The 15895-nt window shown below is 45.5% G+C and carries 18 protein-coding genes; 2 read left to right on the top strand and 16 right to left on the bottom strand.

Annotation, left to right across the window (positions count from 1 at the left end; genetic code table 11):
* Nucleotides 1-19: 19 nt before the first annotated feature.
* From RAC89_RS18195 to RAC89_RS18150, 10 genes are all read right to left on the bottom strand, one after another.
* Nucleotides 20-1615 carry a recombinase family protein gene (locus RAC89_RS18195; RefSeq protein WP_306615153.1) on the bottom strand — a complete coding sequence of 532 codons (1596 nt, stop codon included), beginning with the start codon at nt 1613-1615 and terminating at the stop codon, nt 20-22.
* Nucleotides 1616-1623: 8 nt separating this feature from the next.
* Nucleotides 1624-1791 (bottom strand): hypothetical protein, encoded by a 168-nt coding sequence (locus RAC89_RS18190; RefSeq protein WP_306615152.1) that lies wholly within the window; start codon nt 1789-1791, stop codon nt 1624-1626.
* A gap of 343 nt (nt 1792-2134) precedes the next feature.
* Complete coding sequence (locus tag RAC89_RS18185; RefSeq protein WP_306615151.1) at nt 2135-2632, bottom strand: phBC6A51 family helix-turn-helix protein; 498 nt, start codon at nt 2630-2632, stop codon at nt 2135-2137.
* Between the two features lie 40 nt (nt 2633-2672).
* Nucleotides 2673-2996 carry a hypothetical protein gene (locus RAC89_RS18180; protein ID WP_306615150.1) on the bottom strand — a complete coding sequence of 108 codons (324 nt, stop codon included), beginning with the start codon at nt 2994-2996 and terminating at the stop codon, nt 2673-2675.
* A 56-nt stretch (nt 2997-3052) separates the two neighbouring features.
* Complete coding sequence (locus tag RAC89_RS18175; RefSeq protein ID WP_306615149.1) at nt 3053-3361, bottom strand: hypothetical protein; 309 nt, start codon at nt 3359-3361, stop codon at nt 3053-3055.
* Nucleotides 3362-3429: 68 nt separating this feature from the next.
* On the bottom strand, nt 3430-3873 hold the full coding sequence (locus tag RAC89_RS18170; protein WP_306615148.1) for a hypothetical protein: 444 nt from the start codon (nt 3871-3873) through the stop codon (nt 3430-3432).
* 3 nt (nt 3874-3876) lie between these two features.
* A complete protein-coding gene (locus tag RAC89_RS18165) occupies nt 3877-4545 on the bottom strand; it encodes a hypothetical protein (RefSeq protein WP_306615147.1) in 669 nt (222 codons plus the stop codon).
* Nucleotides 4535-4873, bottom strand: a complete 339-nt coding sequence (locus RAC89_RS18160) for a hypothetical protein (protein WP_306615146.1) — start codon at nt 4871-4873, stop codon at nt 4535-4537. The genes RAC89_RS18165 and RAC89_RS18160 overlap by 11 nt, the downstream gene beginning before the upstream one ends.
* 1 nt (nt 4874) lies before the next feature.
* Entirely contained in the window at nt 4875-5111 is a 237-nt protein-coding gene (locus RAC89_RS18155) for a helix-turn-helix domain-containing protein (RefSeq protein WP_306615145.1), read from the bottom strand.
* A 1492-nt stretch (nt 5112-6603) separates the two neighbouring features.
* Nucleotides 6604-6846, bottom strand: a complete 243-nt coding sequence (locus RAC89_RS18150) for a DnaA N-terminal domain-containing protein (RefSeq protein ID WP_306615144.1) — start codon at nt 6844-6846, stop codon at nt 6604-6606.
* A gap of 451 nt (nt 6847-7297) precedes the next feature.
* Here RAC89_RS18150 and RAC89_RS18145 point away from each other — a divergent pair, with 451 nt between their 5' ends.
* Both RAC89_RS18145 and RAC89_RS18140 read left to right on the top strand, forming a co-directional pair.
* Complete coding sequence (locus RAC89_RS18145; RefSeq protein WP_306615143.1) at nt 7298-7864, top strand: recombinase family protein; 567 nt, start codon at nt 7298-7300, stop codon at nt 7862-7864.
* 240 nt (nt 7865-8104) lie between these two features.
* On the top strand, nt 8105-8833 hold the full coding sequence (locus RAC89_RS18140; protein ID WP_306615142.1) for a M48 family metallopeptidase: 729 nt from the start codon (nt 8105-8107) through the stop codon (nt 8831-8833).
* A 7-nt stretch (nt 8834-8840) separates the two neighbouring features.
* On the opposite strand, the gene RAC89_RS18135 is transcribed toward RAC89_RS18140, so the two are convergent.
* The 6 genes from RAC89_RS18135 to RAC89_RS18110 all read right to left on the bottom strand — a co-directional run bounded on the left by RAC89_RS18135 (nt 8841) and on the right by RAC89_RS18110 (nt 15835).
* A complete protein-coding gene (locus tag RAC89_RS18135; RefSeq protein ID WP_306615141.1) occupies nt 8841-11816 on the bottom strand; it encodes a type I restriction endonuclease subunit R in 2976 nt (991 codons plus the stop codon).
* A complete protein-coding gene (locus tag RAC89_RS18130) occupies nt 11813-13054 on the bottom strand; it encodes a restriction endonuclease subunit S (protein WP_306615140.1) in 1242 nt (413 codons plus the stop codon). Before RAC89_RS18130 ends, RAC89_RS18135 begins: the two co-directional genes overlap by 4 nt.
* Nucleotides 13044-14525, bottom strand: a complete 1482-nt coding sequence (locus RAC89_RS18125) for a type I restriction-modification system subunit M (protein WP_306615139.1) — start codon at nt 14523-14525, stop codon at nt 13044-13046. Before RAC89_RS18125 ends, RAC89_RS18130 begins: the two co-directional genes overlap by 11 nt.
* Before the next feature lie 130 nt (nt 14526-14655).
* Nucleotides 14656-14862 carry a helix-turn-helix domain-containing protein gene (locus RAC89_RS18120; protein ID WP_306615138.1) on the bottom strand — a complete coding sequence of 69 codons (207 nt, stop codon included), beginning with the start codon at nt 14860-14862 and terminating at the stop codon, nt 14656-14658.
* Between the two features lie 155 nt (nt 14863-15017).
* Nucleotides 15018-15353, bottom strand: coding sequence for a hypothetical protein (locus RAC89_RS18115; protein ID WP_306615137.1), 336 nt, complete (start codon nt 15351-15353; stop codon nt 15018-15020).
* Complete coding sequence (locus RAC89_RS18110; protein ID WP_306615136.1) at nt 15350-15835, bottom strand: MarR family winged helix-turn-helix transcriptional regulator; 486 nt, start codon at nt 15833-15835, stop codon at nt 15350-15352. The genes RAC89_RS18115 and RAC89_RS18110 overlap by 4 nt, the downstream gene beginning before the upstream one ends.
* Between the last annotated feature and the right edge of the window lie 60 nt (nt 15836-15895).

Raw genomic sequence — 15895 nt, 5'->3', positions numbered from 1 at the left:
AAAGGGGCTATTATTGCCCCTAAATCTGACCTAATACGGAGTAAACGTCGGCTTCTCCATCTAAATTTATTTCTATTCTGTCGATAAGCTTCGCCATGACTATTCGAAGATAGTCAATGTCATCGTAATTTTTCAATTCATTTAGTTCCGCTAGAGCGCTCTTTACGTCCTTCCGTAAGCGTTCTAGGTCACGTCGCTGCTCGATTTTACCTTTTAGAGCTTCCTTCTTCGCTTCAACTTCTGATATTTCCTTTTCGTAGATTTCCTTTTCAAAAGTATATTGCGAATCGTCAATTTCGTTAAGCATGTGTTGACGCCGTAATTCAAAAAGTAATCGGCGATTGTCATTTGTGATTTTTTCTAACCGTTTTATTTCTTTGTCCAAGTCTTGTGTCAAGTGTTCGGTGTTCTCAGAAAATTGGTTGTTGAAGGTCTCCAAGTTGACCACCCTGTTCATACGTTCAACGACCAACCGTATAAGCTCGTCCCGAAATTCTTCATATGGAATCCAACAGTTATTCTTACAACCCGCTTCCCCTTGACGACGCCGCTTACTACACATTAGGTAAGTATACCGTTTTTCGCTACGCTTATTTTTCCTCACGCTTGTCATGGCGACAATAGCCGCCCCACAATGCTTACAGAATATCAGCTTCGCGAACGCATTAACTAATTTGCGTTGTCCGCCGCGCTTACCGCCACCGCGGATTTGACGTATCCTTTGCGCTTCATTGAACATTTCAACGGAAATAATCGGCTCATGCGTTTGAAAGTCTGTTTTTTCCCATTCGTCCTTATCGCGCCAAGTTAATTTTTTCCGTCGGTTCTGTAAATCGGAAATATCTTCGTAAACCTGTTTCGATTCCAACTTACTGAATACCGTGTAGCCTGTATAATTTTCATTTTGTAAAATACGTTGAACCGTTGTTATCCCCCAGGCTTCCCCTTTCTTCGGGCTTGGAACCGTGCGTTCCGGAGAATTAAGAAATATTGTTATGGCTTTTTCGCCCATACCGCTATTTACGTAAAGGTCATAGATTTCGCGTACTATTTCTGCGTGTTCGGGGACAATTTCAAGCGTCTTCCTGCCGTCCTCGGCGACGACCTTCTTATAGCCATAAGGCGCGATAGAACCCGTAAAATTACCTTTTCTTGCCGACTGGCGTATTCCCCGCTTCGATGATGTGCTTATTGTTTCCGACTGTTTTTGGTTTACGGTGGAAATTATGCCGAATAACATTTCGTCGTCATTCGTTCCCGAATCGTAATTGTCTTCGATTGAAATAACGCGGATACCCAAAGCATTAACGAGAATACGCTTTAATGAAATTGCGTCCAAGGCGTCACGGCTAAAACGGGAAAGGGATACGAAGTAAATCGTATTAAACATGCCCGCCTTAGCGTCATTAACCATCTTCTGAACGTCTTCACGCGCGATAATCGTTGTAGCTGTATCCCTATCTAAGTAAACGTGTTCGATGCTTATGCCGTCCTTCGCTGCCATTTCGCGGATATACGCTTCTTGGTGTTCAGGACTATCCTTTTGGGATTCCTTAAGCGTAGAGACGCGAACATAAGCCCGCGCCTTAACTTTAAGTGCTATATTTTTCGCCATATCACACTTCACACCTTTGTATGATTACGAATGATTTCTTCGACCCCTATTTTAATACAAGCCCCATGCTTTGCCAAGACCGTTTTGACATTTGCTTTGATTATATTCGTAACTACTTCAACAACGTCGCCTTGTGTCGGAATGAAGTTAATCTTGATTTTCTTACGCTTCATCATCCTCACCCGCCCACTACTACCGTATGCTTGACGGACTGTCCAACGTTACAGAAATAAATAAGGACGGCAGGCGCTTCAATTGTTCTCATAAGTTCGCAACCTCCTAAATTCGTTTTTGGTTGCGTTCTTATGTCGTTAAGGGCGGGGAGTTTGTGACAGAAGAAGGTTGTTGTTTTCAATTGAATAATTTTGCTATAATCTCAACAGGGAATATTACGGAAGCTGTAACTTCCTTCCCCATTTTGCCTAACTTTGATTTGCGTCCCTTTTTAGGGGGATGGCGTCCCAATGATGGGGCGTTATTTTTTTTGCAAAAAAAAAACGACCTGCCGACATTGGCATGTTAGTTTGCATTCTTTTTTCGATTGTGGAACTTCACGACGTTGCCGCCCATTACTTCCTTTCTCAACGCTTCCAGTTCGGCGTCAAGTTCAGCGTCAGACAGCTTTTCTAGCGGTTCAGAAACGTTGTGAACCTTCTGGACGACCTCCGACTTGTTGACGTTGATTCCCTGCATAACGAGATACATTTCAATCGCTTTAAGGTCGCCGCGCTTGGCCTTCTTCGCAAGTGCGCTTAGAACGTCGGGTAAGTCTTCCGATTGAATTTCAAGCGCCCGTTCCCGCACCGCAAATTCAACTTGTCGTTTGTCGCGGATTCTTCGCAAGTGTCTTTCCGAAATTCCCAACGTATTAGCGATTTCGCGAAATGATTGTTGCGGTGACTTACGTGCAAGCAGCTCGACCGCCCTGATTTCCGTTACAGTAAGACCCTTCATGTATGGGCGCGGGTCGATTTCTTCGGTTGCTGGTTGGTCGTTATTTCTCACATCTTCATTCATCTTTTACCCCCCCTGACGCGTTGCTTTTGACGATGCGTGTTTACTTTCCCGAACGCGTGCGCTTCTTATAGCGCCTTTCAAACGCTTCGATTTCGCGATTTACCTTTTCCAGTTCAAGGTTTAGTAAACGCATTTCCTTGTCATGACTTTCACGTTCTTCGGACGTCATTTTTGCCCGTCTTACTGCGGCTTCCCTGCGCCATTTTTCTTGATGGATTGCCCGTATTTTAGCTGCTTCCTCTGACGATGCGAAAGCGGTTCTTTCCGCGTAGTTCATAGCCATGTAAATATCGAATCCATAAAGGGCAACGCTGATTTCACTTAAAAGCTGGTTGACTTCGCTCCAACACTCTTGGTCTGTCATACAACCGCCCCCTAATACAAAAAAAGGAGCCGGGGAGACCCCGACACCCTTGTATATTAAGCGTTTAAGGAAAGTTCCATGTCGCAAACGCCCTCGTTTGTAACCGAAACGCCAATGTTGACCGTTTCTTGGAACCCGCGCGGCGAAGTACGGAATTGGAACGTATAAGTACCGTCGGCATTGGCGCTCAATACTTCTCTACCGTCAACGATAACCGACACGGTTTCACCTGTGGAAATGTTCGAAATGACGGCTTTGCCTTTGAAGTCAATACCGCTTGAGCCGCTATTAGTTTCAACGTGGTTGATAAGCTTAACGTTAGCCGCACCGTTTACGCGACTAGCGACGGATAAAATATGTTTCATGTGTTTAGACCCCCTTATAATTTTGTCACGAAGACAGTAATGGCGCCGCGAAAGTAACGACGCCTTGTTTATTGATTCATATATTTCGCAAGTTCAGCGCTAATCGCTTCAAGCTGCTTTTGAAGGGCATCAATCTTAGCTTTGTCACCTTGTTCGTATTCGAAGGTTACACCCGCGTTGCTGGGGGCTTCCTTCGTCGAGCGACTCGAATTATCTTTGATACCCGCTAACTGTTCCGCAGTAAGGGTCATAGTAGTTTTTGCTTCTTGCGCTTTTCGCGCTTCGTCCGCCTTGGCGTAACCATACATGAATAATTCAGCAGCGGAAACGTGTTCCCCAGCGTCAATACGTTTGCGAATATCCGCTTGGTGTGCTTTCCGTCTTTCCTCCGCTTCGTTTACGACCTGACCACTTGTAGCTGCGTACCCCGCGGATAACAGTTCCCGAATACTTTGCGCTTCGGCGTCGCGTTTTGCAATATCGTTTTTTATATCGTGACTTGTCTTTGTCATGGTTTAATTCCCCCCTTTGTAAGCATTGACCCATGCGGGTAACTTTCCATCCTTGTAGGCGTCCGTCACCGTTTGGGGAAGTACGCCATATTCACCGCCGTCATAAGGAACCGACGGAACCATTTGACCGTTGCGGAATCCACCCGTTGTATAACGATAGAATGAAATCGACGGTGGCGTTGCTAATCCTGGCTTTTCTCCGACTTCCTGCGCCAATTCAGTAAACTCGGCGTTTGCCTTTTTAATTTCGATTTCGACGTCATGCAAGCCCTTAACGGCGAGCAAATATTCCGCCAAGCAACGTTTGACGCGTTCAGCTTGCGCTTCATGTTCCTTAACCAGCTCGGCTCGGCGCTTCTCGGCGCGTTCCTTCATCGCCGGGATAAGTTCAATCAACGCTTGGGTACGCCCGCGACGGTTGAAGTTATTTCGTTTTTCAAGTTCTTCGATTTCGTCGGCAATTTCCCGAATGCGCTTTTTTAACTCGGCCTGTTCCTCTGCGGTAAAAATATCTCCACCCGCTTCTTCTTGATAAAGCCTATCGTCATATTTCGCTTTCAATTCCCGAAGCTCGGCACTCAACATTTCCGCCCGTTTTTTATTTTCGGCAAAACGCGTATCGAAGCGTTCCTTTATTGCCCTGAACTCTTGAAACAAGTCTTTAATTCCCATTCAAACATTCCCCCTTGGTTGGTTTTGGAAAGTTGTATTTCCGTTTGTCCGTACAAGCATTTTTCAGCTTCGATTTTTTCCGCGGTAATCCCGCATTGTTTTGGATGTCGTTCTCGATTGCTCGACGTTTAAGGTCTTCGTATGCTGGAAAGTCTTCGAGGAAGCTTTCAAACGATAACCAGCGCCGATTAAACGGCGTCATTTTGAGATTCCCGTTTAAGTCAACTCCACCAACGAACAAAGCGCGAACCGCTTCAAGAATTGCTTCGTTGGTCAAGTCGTCATTAGTAGCGGTGTCCAAGACGTAGGAAACGTCTTTTAACGCCATATTAGAGACCCCCTTCGCCGAATGGTTTCGCCGCGGATTTAAGCGCTTTGAGCCTTTCTTTATCAACGTTGAATACCCGGCAAATATGGCGAACTGTTTCTTCCGTCGCCGCTAAATCACCACGTTCAATTTTGGAAATAGTGCTGTACGTCAACCCGATTCGGTTTCCAAATTCAGTTTGCGTTAATCCCGCGGTTCGGCGAATAAGTCGGATTTCGGTTCCGTCCAGATGTTTCATTCCGTTACACACCCCCTAGTCAAAAAATTGGATATAAAGGGTAAAGAAAAAAGCCCCAAACGGAAACCGTCGGGGCAAAGCGCGGGTATTTGCGTTGTTTTACCTGATACGCATAATGTGCGGGTCAGCTTTTCGTCAGGGGCAACCGCGAAACAGCATTCGCAAGGAAGCTCGCACATTACATATATGGGCTATCAAATATTTTGACAAGTAAAGAAATAAAAAAAAGCAACGTCAACCCCGGTTAGGGAGCGAAGGGGGACGCCGCGGAACTTTGGTATTTGTTTTTATATATTATTATGTCGTTATTCTTTTCAACGAAGATTATGGTATTGAAATTTAGAGTGTCTGCGTAGCAGTCGCCGAAGGCGATATTCTTCTTTTTGTCCGAAGGACATACTTTGCCTTAAATCCTTACGGCGCTTCTATCGAAGCGAACTTAAATCTAAAACCATAATCGTTATTCTCAACGTTTAACCTTTACGTTTTACCTTAACGCCATATTAACGTTTATGTCTACGTTATATAGGTGGGCAAAACAAGCAAAAAACAATATTGAAAATGTGAACATTTTATGAACTTTTATTGACGTCGAAAAAATCCAGTATTGGCGCGGCTTTTCAGCGTTACCCCGGCGACCCCTGACGACCGGAGGATACTTGTCGGACTTTTGCGTTTTGACCTCGGCTAGGGGTATTGTCCGTAGTGCTTTACTTAGTCAAAAATCAGGAAATCAACGCTAATATCTAATACAAGCGTGACAACGATTCGATTGCGAAGGAAATCGCCAAGCTGGAACGCTTGCTTGGCGGAATAAGGCTAAATAATATTGACCCCCCTTCGTTTATACGTCATACAAGGCGGTAACGCCGTTGGAAGACGACGAGAGGGATGCTCATTTAATGAGTGCCCTTATAAAACGCTTTCAGACGCATGTGTAATCAGCATAATCAGAGGTTCAACTGATGTATGTTGTCTTCCGCCAAGTGCATTACGAGCTAGGTTAAACCTAGACAGTTTGAACCAAAGGGAAATAGACGCCAAGGAAAGACCATTGGCGCCTAATTCGAGGGGTACGGCGGTAACAATATCGCTGGGGTAATGTTGGGAAGGCGTCGGGGATTACGCCGGGAACGTCGGAGAAACGTTCGTATCATTATGTCGTTAACATGACTTCGTTTGTGACGCAGGGGTATGCGTTTATTACAGCCACTTTTGCCTTTACAATAACGCCCAGGCTCCCCCCTGCCATCCCCCTTGCCGCTATGCAATATCCGTCGTTGGAAGACGTTTATAACGGTCAAAATATAGGATATTTCGGGCGTCTAAGGGTCGGGGAGAGAAAGATACCGGAGCGAGGAAAAGGCGTCTTATAAACGAAAATTGAAGCTCAATAGGGCAGCGTAATAAATGCGTTGTCCCCGGCCTATCCCTTATGTATATGCGTTGTCAAGTACGACAAACATTATTTCAACATAGGTTTTCCGATAAGCTACGCACGGATGGTTAACGTAACCGCATCGTTCCCGGTCGCTTGCTTTACCGCTGAAAGGATAACTTCGCAATACTTCTCACTTAGCCATTCCCTTGCAAACGCCGTAGGACAAACAATGACGAATGATTCCCCGTCGTATTCCGCGTATGTATCCTTAAACCACGTCTGGAACGGTACGGTATCGACTTCACCAGCGATGAAATTAAGCGCCTGAATCCAGAGTTTAGCTGCGTCGGTCAATGATATTCCCCCTTAATCATAGCGTTGCGATACGAAACAATAAAATTATAGCAAAGCCCCAAAATTTCAAAAAAAGTACGCAAATTGTAAAGGGATTTTCGTCAACAAAATACCCCCTAGCCCCCCGGTGGTACGCCCTTGCCATAAACGACATTTTGACGTCTTATATTCGTTGGGTCTGCTGAAAGTTGAGCATACCCCTCTACAACGAAAAGGACGCCGACAATATGCCGACGCCTTTCCGTAGGAGGTGGTCTTTATGCTATGCGTATAAACGGCGAAGTGGTGGCGCCGTTCCCGCTTCTATATGTCGTTTAGAATGCATTGATTGTGACGGCGGATGTTAAACGTAATCATAACTTTAGAGTATTGACACCGTTTCGTCGACCCAATAAAATCAAGGTATAAGACGTATTCATAACTTATATTCAAAAGTAAGGGGCGAATACATATGAAACCAACGAAATACGGTTACGCAAGGGTATCGACGAAGGGGCAGGATTTGACGGCGCAGATTGAAGCGTTAAAGGCGGAGAACTGCGATAAGATATTCCACGAAAAGTTTACCGGGACGACCAAAGAACGACCCGAATTTGAAACGCTGCTTTCGACGTTGAAGGAAGGCGATACGCTCGTCGTAACAAAGCTCGACCGTTTCGCCCGTTCCGCAATCGACGCGCTGTCAACGATTAAGGAACTGTTTGAGAAGGGCGTAAAGGTTCACGTTTTGAATATGGGGCTAATCGAGAACACACCAACCGGACGTTTGATATTTACGATAATGTCGGGATTCGCGCAATTTGAACGTGACCTTATCGTGGAACGAACGCAGGAAGGTAAGGAAATCGCAAAGCAATCGCCTGACTTCCGAGAAGGTCGTCCTAAGAAGTTCACGCGCAAGCAAATCGAACATGCCTTATCGCTTCTGGAACGCCACTCCTATACGCAAGTCGAAGCCATGACGGGAATAAGTAAATCAACGTTGATACGCGCTAAAGCAAAAAGTCGCCAAGCCTAAGACGGTTTTGGCGGCTTTTCTATTTCATTTATAACGTCCGGTTTCATCTAGTGAAACATCATTAAAACATCGTGAGAAGCCAAGCGGGGCAAGTGTTTGCGCGGACTTGACGTTTTTGGCGAAGTGGGACGTATTCTGACCGTCTCGCGGGTATTACATGTAACGTCTTCCAGTTCACGCAGGCGTTCAAATTTTGTTAATATAGGATATAGAGTTTGTTCGCATGAGAGGAATCCCTGTATGCCTAAATTTCCGTACGGCACTTCTGCCATAGAGTATTCAATTCAATATGTACCTAACAAGAAAGACGTTTCCATTATCGTCGATTGGACTTCGGGTGTATCCGTTACTGTGCCTGATAATATCAGCCAAGAACGTATTGACCTCGTTCTTCGTCAGAAAGCACCGTGGATTTTACGCCGACTATCCGAGTTCAACGAAATAAAACCATTAACTACGCGCCACGAGTTCATCAGCGGTGAAAAATTCCCTTATTTGGGGAGACAATATCGTTTGAAGGTCGCGGCTACGGATAGCACATCTGACGTTATATTGGCGTTTCAGAATGGTAAGTTTATCGCGTCAGTCCCGAAGTCGTCCAGTCCAACATGGCGTCAAGAACAACTAAGAATAGCGTTTCGTGACTGGTACATAAAACAAGGTCACTCAAAGGTACAGCAACGTATTAAGTTGTTCGCCCCACGTTTGGGTTTAACTCCGTCTAAAACTGTTATGAAAGACCAACAATCACGTTGGGGAAGCTGTACAAAAAACGGAACCATCAATATCAACTGGCGAATATTGATGGCTCCTATGCGTATTGTCGATTATGTAATTGTTCATGAACTCGGACATATGATTCATGCTGACCATTCGTCTGACTTTTGGACTGTTGTTGCGTCCGTAATGCCCGATTACGACGAACGGAAGGATTGGTTAAGGGTACACGGCCCGACGTTACAACTATAACAGTCATCTAAGCCTTGAAATGCACCTTCGCTAAATTCATCACCTGTTGCGTGACCGCTTCTAGTTTGTCTCCGGGACATTTAGCGGCGCGCAACTGTCGTTTAATACGGCTCCGCATTTCTCTTTGAACGTCCTCTTTCGTTGTCCAATCGCGGATTTTTTGAAGTGCGGACACATCCTCAACGACGATTTGTGTTAAGTTGGTCAATTGTTCGTCATCGTCGGTATCAGATGAAAATTCGGAACGAAGAAGGTCGTAAAATGGACGATGTTCCCGAACCATTCCAGAGCTTGCTTGAGCTGTGTTGTAGCCTAGAATGTCATCACGAATAAGTTCCTGTAAGTGTAGAACCAATTGAACTGTTTCCAGACGATGTTCCTTCCAGTCTTGAATAAGTTTCTCTAATTTTTCCTTTAGGGATATGTAATGAACAGGATTCTCGTCGAGTTTGACACGAATTTCATGACGGATAGCGTGTTCCATTTCAGACGCTTTTGCTTCATCCGAGGACATGCCGTCAACATATTCAGTGAACCGACTACTAAGTATATCAATTGGGTCGTGCAATACCTCGATAGCGTTCGCTCGAACGTGTTCTTCAATAAGTTCCTTCACTTTAGCCCCGCAATCCGAAATATCCATTTCCTCATCGCGGAAACGCTGTTTTGCAGCTAATCGAACCTTACCTAGAAACTTCAAGTCATCCCTATACGGATTCGCTAACGGGTTTGGCATCACTAAATCCATGCTCTGCGATAACCGTTTGAAAGCCAGGTCAAACTCCGTCCGAACGTCCTCTGGTTCAAGCACCTTAATGCACGATTCCAAATTTTCTGTGTTCACATGGTCAAAGAACCGCATCGCCGCACGGTGACGACTTTGCAGACGTGGTATTTCGGATTCAACCGGCATCATGGCTCCACGAACGTCCTTATCATGAAACACATCTAACGCTTGCTTCAAAAATGCTGAAACGCCGTAGTAATCAACAATTAGACCATAAGTCTTTCCGTCATTGGTACGATTAACGCGGGCAATTGCTTGGAGCAGATTGTGTTCACGTAGCGGCTTATCAAGATACATCACTTGCTCGATTGGAGCGTCGAATCCCGTAAGTAACATGTCACAGACGATGATGAACTGCAACTTGTCGTCAGGGTTCTTAAATCGGTCGATGTAATTCTTTTGTTGATGTTCGGCCAACTGATATTTTTTCAATTCATCCGAGTCGTTGTTGTTGCCCGAAATGATTACAACAGATTCAGGGGCGTTCAACTTATCCAATGTCTGCTTATACAATATCGCCGCTTCCCTATTCACCGCAACGATTTGAGCTTTGAAGCCATTAGGCGCAATATAATTCTCAAAATGGTCGATGATGTCCATGCATATAGCTTCGATACGCTTTGGCGCGGCTATAATTGCTTCTGACGTTGCGTACTTCTGTTTGATACGTTCTCGGTCTTCCGCTGAATAATTGGCAAACATGCGGTCGAATAAAGCGTCCAGAGAACGTCCTTCAACCTGTAAGTCAGGCATACGGCTATCATACAGGATGGGCACAGTTGCTCCGTCATCAACTGCTTGCTGAATTGAGTAAGTGTCAATGTACGTTCCGAATGTTCTCGTCGTGCTTTTGTCTTTCTTGTCAATAGGCGTACCTGTAAAACCTAAATAGCAGGCATTTGGCAACGCTGTACGCATGTTTGTAGCCAATCCCTTGTATTGAGTACGATGGCTTTCATCAACCATAACAAAGAGGTTGCTGTCCGTACTTAGTACCATGTCCTCATCGGATTCTGCTTCTTGGAATTTCTGTACGGTTGTCATGATAGTTTGACCCGAACCAAGACGTAGCAGTTGGCGAAGACCAAGTACCTTTTTCTTACCGTTTTCGTTACCATTGCTTTTAGTGTCTACCTTTTGAGCTTGTATTGGATTAGGAAAACCGCAACGCCGGAAAGTGTTTGTAATTTGCGAATCCAAGTCTTTGCGGTCTGTTACAATTACAATCGTCGGATTCTCCAGCTTGACTTGACGACGTAGCTTGACCGCTAGGTAGAGCATGGTTAACGACTTACCGCTGCCTTGAGTATGCCAAACTATGCCGCCGCGGTCTTCGGGCGACTCTGCGTTCACCACACGGTCAATCGCTTTATTAACTGCCCGGAATTGCTGGTAACGTGCCAGCTTTTTGATAGTGCGTCCGCCTTCGGGTTCATAGACGATGAAGTTTCGAATCAAATCCAAAAGATTGCGTCTAGTCAGCATTCCTGCGACCAGAACGTCTTGTGGATTCACTTCGGCTCCTAAATCTGACACCGTCATTGGATACGGGTCTTTCCACTCGCCATAATGACGTAACTTTGCTCCAATCGTTGCATATTTAGCCTGTTGCCCACAGGTACTAATCAGGATTTCATTGTAATAAAACAGACGGTCTGCATCGGTCTGATAACGCTCCAATTGTTTGACACCTTGGGCGATAGGGCTAGTAATGAATGGACTCTTACATTCGATTACAACTAATGGTAATCCATTAACGAAGATAATAACGTCAGGAATGATATTATCTGTAACGCCGCTAACCTTGAATTGGTTAACAACCAAAAATTCGTTATTCTCAATGTTGTCGAAGTCAATTAACCTGACGGTCTGGTTCTTCTTGCCTTTCCCCAAGTCCTGTTCAATGGAGATATATTCAACTAGGTCGTAATGAATGGCTTCGTTAGCTTCCATAAGACTTGCAGCTTCTACGTGGGTAAAGTCACGGACGACCTTCCGCAAGTTGTTATCGTTAATCCACGGATTGATACGCTTGATGGCGTCTTCCAGACGTTGTTGCAAGACGACGTCTCGTAATGTATGACGTTCGCCTTCAAGGTAAGAACCATGAGTGTACGTGTAACCTAATCCCTTTAATTGGTCAATGATACGATTCTCAACGAGTTGTTTTTCGTTCCAATCCTGTGCGCTCGTCATACGGACACCTCAGACGGTTCATCGACGTTGACACGGACTTTACCTGTGAGTAGGACTTGCATTAGTGACTGTTTCAATTTCAGTAGTGCATCTTGATGCCGCATTTCGGACTTGATTTTCGATTCAAGGCCATAAATTGTACCAGCGATTTTCTTCTGTTCTTCAAGCGGCGGCAAGGGAAGAAGTAAGGGTCTGAGGTTTTGTAAGTTGATGTTCTTTTGCGCGCTCTGAGTTGCATCCTTATCTAACGCATCTTTCTTCATCCGCAATGCTAACTCCAGATACTCACCATTTACTTCACTGTTAGGAATAACTCCTACCAAACTGTCAGGGAAGCATACATCATACGAGGCTATTGCAGTTTCACCGATATTTGCTGCTATAGTGACTAGAATTGTCCCTTTTGGGAAAGACCTACTCACTGATAACCCTAATTCGTTCAGCGTCTGTGAATGCATTTCAAGATACCCGATTGACCTCGTCACGTCCCCTGTCTGTACAAACGGGATATCTCCACCATAAAACTTCGGGTCGTTCCTCGGACGATGTGAAAATTTTCCCCGTTCAACAGTTGCAATCTCTTCTAATCGAACAACGTCCCACGCCGTCGGAATCTCGCCAGCTTCTGTCTGCTTGAACGTCGTGTGACCAATTCCTTTCGTCAACAATTGCTGCATCAAGCCAAGCTTTACAACTTCGGTTTGGTCGATAATACGTTGAGTGGCAGCGATGGCATCGTCAATGGACGTTAAAATTGCGGCGATTTTACGTTGTTCAAGTAGTGGCGGAACCTGAATGTCCAACGAACCCACGATTGTTTTGTTCACAGAAGGTACAGCTCCAGACTGTACATGTTTTGCGAAATCAACCGTACTCATGAAGTAGTAAAGATACTTAGAATCTAACCCTTCTTTTGCGACAACACCCATTACATTGTTATCAAACAAAGACGAACGACTGAGAATACGACGTTTATTGGTAAGCAAAGCTGCCCCAACCTTTGGGAATATAACTGTTTCAGGTGGATGCACCTTAGCTTTCAATTTACCGACAGATTCCCGAGTAAGGGTATTATCCGAAACAGTCATATGGATGGTGTTTTCGTCCTTGTTCATGTCACCAACCTTGTATATCGGAAACGAACCATCCTGGATTCCTTGATATTCTAACGGAAACGACGTTCCATCAGCGAACGATACGACATCTTGTAGTTGAGCCTTTTTCCAATCACTCACCATAGCCCAACTCCTTCAGGTAGACGTTCATTACCAGCTCAACTTGACGCCGTTCTACCTCAAGGCGTCTTAACTCGTTTATGGATTCCTCTACGTCAATCTGTTCTTCTTCATCAGTAGCGTCGATATACCTAGCAATGTTCAAGTTGTAGTCGTTCCGGCGAATTTCATCCAAATCAACGACACGGCAGTGCTTGTCCTTGTCCTGCCATTCATCGTATGCAGCAACGATTTTTTGAATGTCTTCGTCACGTAGGAAGTTCTGGTTTTTGCCCTCTTGGTAGTTGCTCGCACCGTTCAAAAAGAACACCTTGCCACGTTTGTTAGCGTCTTTCTTACGGTTGAAAATCAAAATACATGCTGGAATGCCAGTTCCATAGAACAGGTTTGACGGCAATCCTACGACAGCTTCCAGCATGTCTTCCTCTAAAATACCTTGGCGAATAATACCCTCAGCACCGCCGCGAAACAAAACACCATGCGGCATAACGACGCCAGCTTTCCCTTCGTGGTTCAACGTAGAAGTCATGTGCTGAACGAACGCCAAGTCGCCTTTGTCCTTTGGGGGCAGACCGAAGCGGAATCTCCCATAACCGTCTGACTCAACGTCCTCACGTCCCCATCCCTTTAAGCTGAACGGTGGATTCGCAATAACCCGGTCATATAACATTAGCTCGCCATCTTGCACTAACTTAGGGTCGCGTATTGTATCGCCCTTTTCAATGCGGTGGTCGCTAAGTCCGTGCAATAGAAGATTCATTTTACATATAGCCCATGTATTCAAGTTTTTCTCTTGTCCGTGCAACGTCAGGTTACGTGGATTGCCACCAGTAGCTTTGATGTAGTCAACGGACTGAATCAACATACCGCCTGAACCTGCTGTTGGGTCGCAAATACGCATACCTTCTTGCGGTTTGATTAACTTTACGATTAGTTCAACGACTTTGGAAGGCGTGTAAAATTCCCCGCCTTTTTTTCCAGCGTCATCTGCAAACTGTTTAATCAGATATTCGTAAGCACGACCCAGCATGTCCGGCTCTGACAAATTACCGTTTGATAGGTCGATAGCGGTAAAATGCTGTATCAGCCGCGAAATAGTAGCGTCGGGCAGACGTTCCTTGTCGTTGAAATCAATTGTTGCCAGTACGCCTTGCAGCGTAGGATTTTCTTCTTCCAACAGTTCGAATGCGTGGTTGATGGCTGCCCCAATGTCTTGCGTGATTGAACGCAAATGTGACCAACGGGCACGTTCCGGGACGAAGAATTGGTGCTCATCGCGGTCGTGCCACCCGTAGTCGTCACCTTCTTCACGCTGAATTTGCTCGGCTTTCTCGACAAAGACGTCGTTCAGACGCTTTAGAAATAACATACCGAATATGTAGTTCTTATAGTCAGAGGAGTCGATGCTTCCCCTCAGAATATTAGCGGATTCCCAAAGATGGGATTCGAGTTGTTGTAATGTTAACTTATCCATGATTGCCCCCAATAAAGAGTTAATTCAAACAGCTTACCAATATACTTAAATACGTTTAATTTCTACATTTTTCGTTGAAACTCCTGCTTGTATATTGGTATGTTTGATTTAATCTTCTCGATGTCGCCACTTATTGGGGAAATACAACGCCCATTCCAGACAATTTTGTGCGTGATACATCACACACTACATTGGAGATATGGTTACGTACCGTTTTTTCGCTGATAAACAGCTGCTGCGCAATATCTTTGGTTGTTTTGTCCTGCACCAGCAGTTCAAAAACCTCGCGCTCGCGGTTTGTTAGCAAAAATTTGCTTTTATGGTCGCTGCCCTTCAAGATGCCACCCCTCCTTGCCCGGGTATTTGTTTAATTACAAGGTCTAGGGATACAGTCAAATTCAGTTTATGAAGGGCAGCACCACAGGGTGATTCATCCTATGAAAAATGGGCGTTTACATTGAGAATCCAAGGGTTCGCAGCTTGTCATTGTGCTTACCAGCCGAATTGGACAAGAGTATAGCCTAGAAAACCAACCGAGACCCCGATGGATAGGGCGGAAAGCCATTTCATCCACAAAGGCATGTGCTTTCGCTGCATCAGACGATAAAAAGCAAAAACCGTTGTAATGACTGTCGCTACCATCATTGCCCGGCGAATCCACAGAATACCGGTCATAGAAGCCAACGCGTTAGCGGATCCGCCTAGCAGCAGCAGGATGCCCATGTGAAGCCAGTGATGGGACGAAGCGATAACCGACAGTAGTATCGATGAAATCGAGGCGGCTACCGTTCCCGCGGCCTCCTTGCTGGGCATGTGCCGACGCATCATACTTCTCCCCCCTCAGCATCAGCAGCCCTACCCTCATCGCCAGTGTCTTTCCTAACGTCCGTCAGAGACGCAGTGAACCTCTTGAAGCTTGCCGCGAACTGAGCCTGCTCCTCCTCGGACATTCTAGCAAGAATGGATTGATAGAATGCCACGGATTGGTCGCGCACTCTGCGAATGGAGCTTGTCCCCTTCTCCGTTAAAGTAAGCACTACTTCCCTGCGATTGCTTTCATTCAGCTCCCTTGAAACAAAGCCGCCCTTCACAAGACCTTCAATGAGTCGGCTGACGGAGCTCCGTTCCAATTGAAGCCTTGCCGCCAGCTCCGTTATCGTAAGCGTCGTCTTCTCCAGCTCCTGAAGAGCGAACACTTGGGACAGCGATAAAGAAAAACCGCACGGTGTTTTGGTTTGCTCCAAAAGGCCAAAGGATCGGATAAACTGCTGCATTACGTTTCGCAGCTCTACTACATCCTCTCGCTGCATCTGACGTCCTCCTAATTGGTGATATAATCAATTGTTGTATAATACACGTATAATCTAGCA

Origin of the sequence: Paenibacillus sp. GD4 (assembly GCF_030846225.1) — a bacterium.
In the GTDB taxonomy this organism is placed as follows: Bacteria; Bacillota; Bacilli; order Paenibacillales; family NBRC-103111; genus Paenibacillus_G; species Paenibacillus_G silviterrae.
The sequence above is the reverse complement of the archived record's forward strand: the minus strand, read 5'-3'. Positions and strand labels throughout refer to the sequence as shown.

Bases quoted from the DNA above. Each gene is read 5' to 3' on its own strand.
- RAC89_RS18195 (WP_306615153.1), bottom strand. From the start codon at position 1,615: ATGGCGAAAAATATAGCACTTAAAGTTAAGGCGCGGGCTTATGTTCGC.
- RAC89_RS18190 (WP_306615152.1), bottom strand. From the start codon at position 1,791: ATGATGAAGCGTAAGAAAATCAAGATTAACTTCATTCCGACACAAGGC.
- RAC89_RS18185 (WP_306615151.1), bottom strand. From the start codon at position 2,632: ATGAATGAAGATGTGAGAAATAACGACCAACCAGCAACCGAAGAAATC.
- RAC89_RS18180 (WP_306615150.1), bottom strand. From the start codon at position 2,996: ATGACAGACCAAGAGTGTTGGAGCGAAGTCAACCAGCTTTTAAGTGAA.
- RAC89_RS18175 (WP_306615149.1), bottom strand. From the start codon at position 3,361: ATGAAACATATTTTATCCGTCGCTAGTCGCGTAAACGGTGCGGCTAAC.
- RAC89_RS18170 (WP_306615148.1), bottom strand. From the start codon at position 3,873: ATGACAAAGACAAGTCACGATATAAAAAACGATATTGCAAAACGCGAC.
- RAC89_RS18165 (WP_306615147.1), bottom strand. From the start codon at position 4,545: ATGGGAATTAAAGACTTGTTTCAAGAGTTCAGGGCAATAAAGGAACGC.
- RAC89_RS18160 (WP_306615146.1), bottom strand. From the start codon at position 4,873: ATGGCGTTAAAAGACGTTTCCTACGTCTTGGACACCGCTACTAATGAC.
- RAC89_RS18155 (WP_306615145.1), bottom strand. From the start codon at position 5,111: ATGAAACATCTGGACGGAACCGAAATCCGACTTATTCGCCGAACCGCG.
- RAC89_RS18145 (WP_306615143.1), top strand. From the start codon at position 7,298: ATGAAACCAACGAAATACGGTTACGCAAGGGTATCGACGAAGGGGCAG.
- RAC89_RS18140 (WP_306615142.1), top strand. From the start codon at position 8,105: ATGCCTAAATTTCCGTACGGCACTTCTGCCATAGAGTATTCAATTCAA.
- RAC89_RS18135 (WP_306615141.1), bottom strand. From the start codon at position 11,816: ATGACGAGCGCACAGGATTGGAACGAAAAACAACTCGTTGAGAATCGT.
- RAC89_RS18130 (WP_306615140.1), bottom strand. From the start codon at position 13,054: ATGGTGAGTGATTGGAAAAAGGCTCAACTACAAGATGTCGTATCGTTC.
- RAC89_RS18125 (WP_306615139.1), bottom strand. From the start codon at position 14,525: ATGGATAAGTTAACATTACAACAACTCGAATCCCATCTTTGGGAATCC.
- RAC89_RS18115 (WP_306615137.1), bottom strand. From the start codon at position 15,353: ATGATGCGTCGGCACATGCCCAGCAAGGAGGCCGCGGGAACGGTAGCC.
- RAC89_RS18110 (WP_306615136.1), bottom strand. From the start codon at position 15,835: ATGCAGCGAGAGGATGTAGTAGAGCTGCGAAACGTAATGCAGCAGTTT.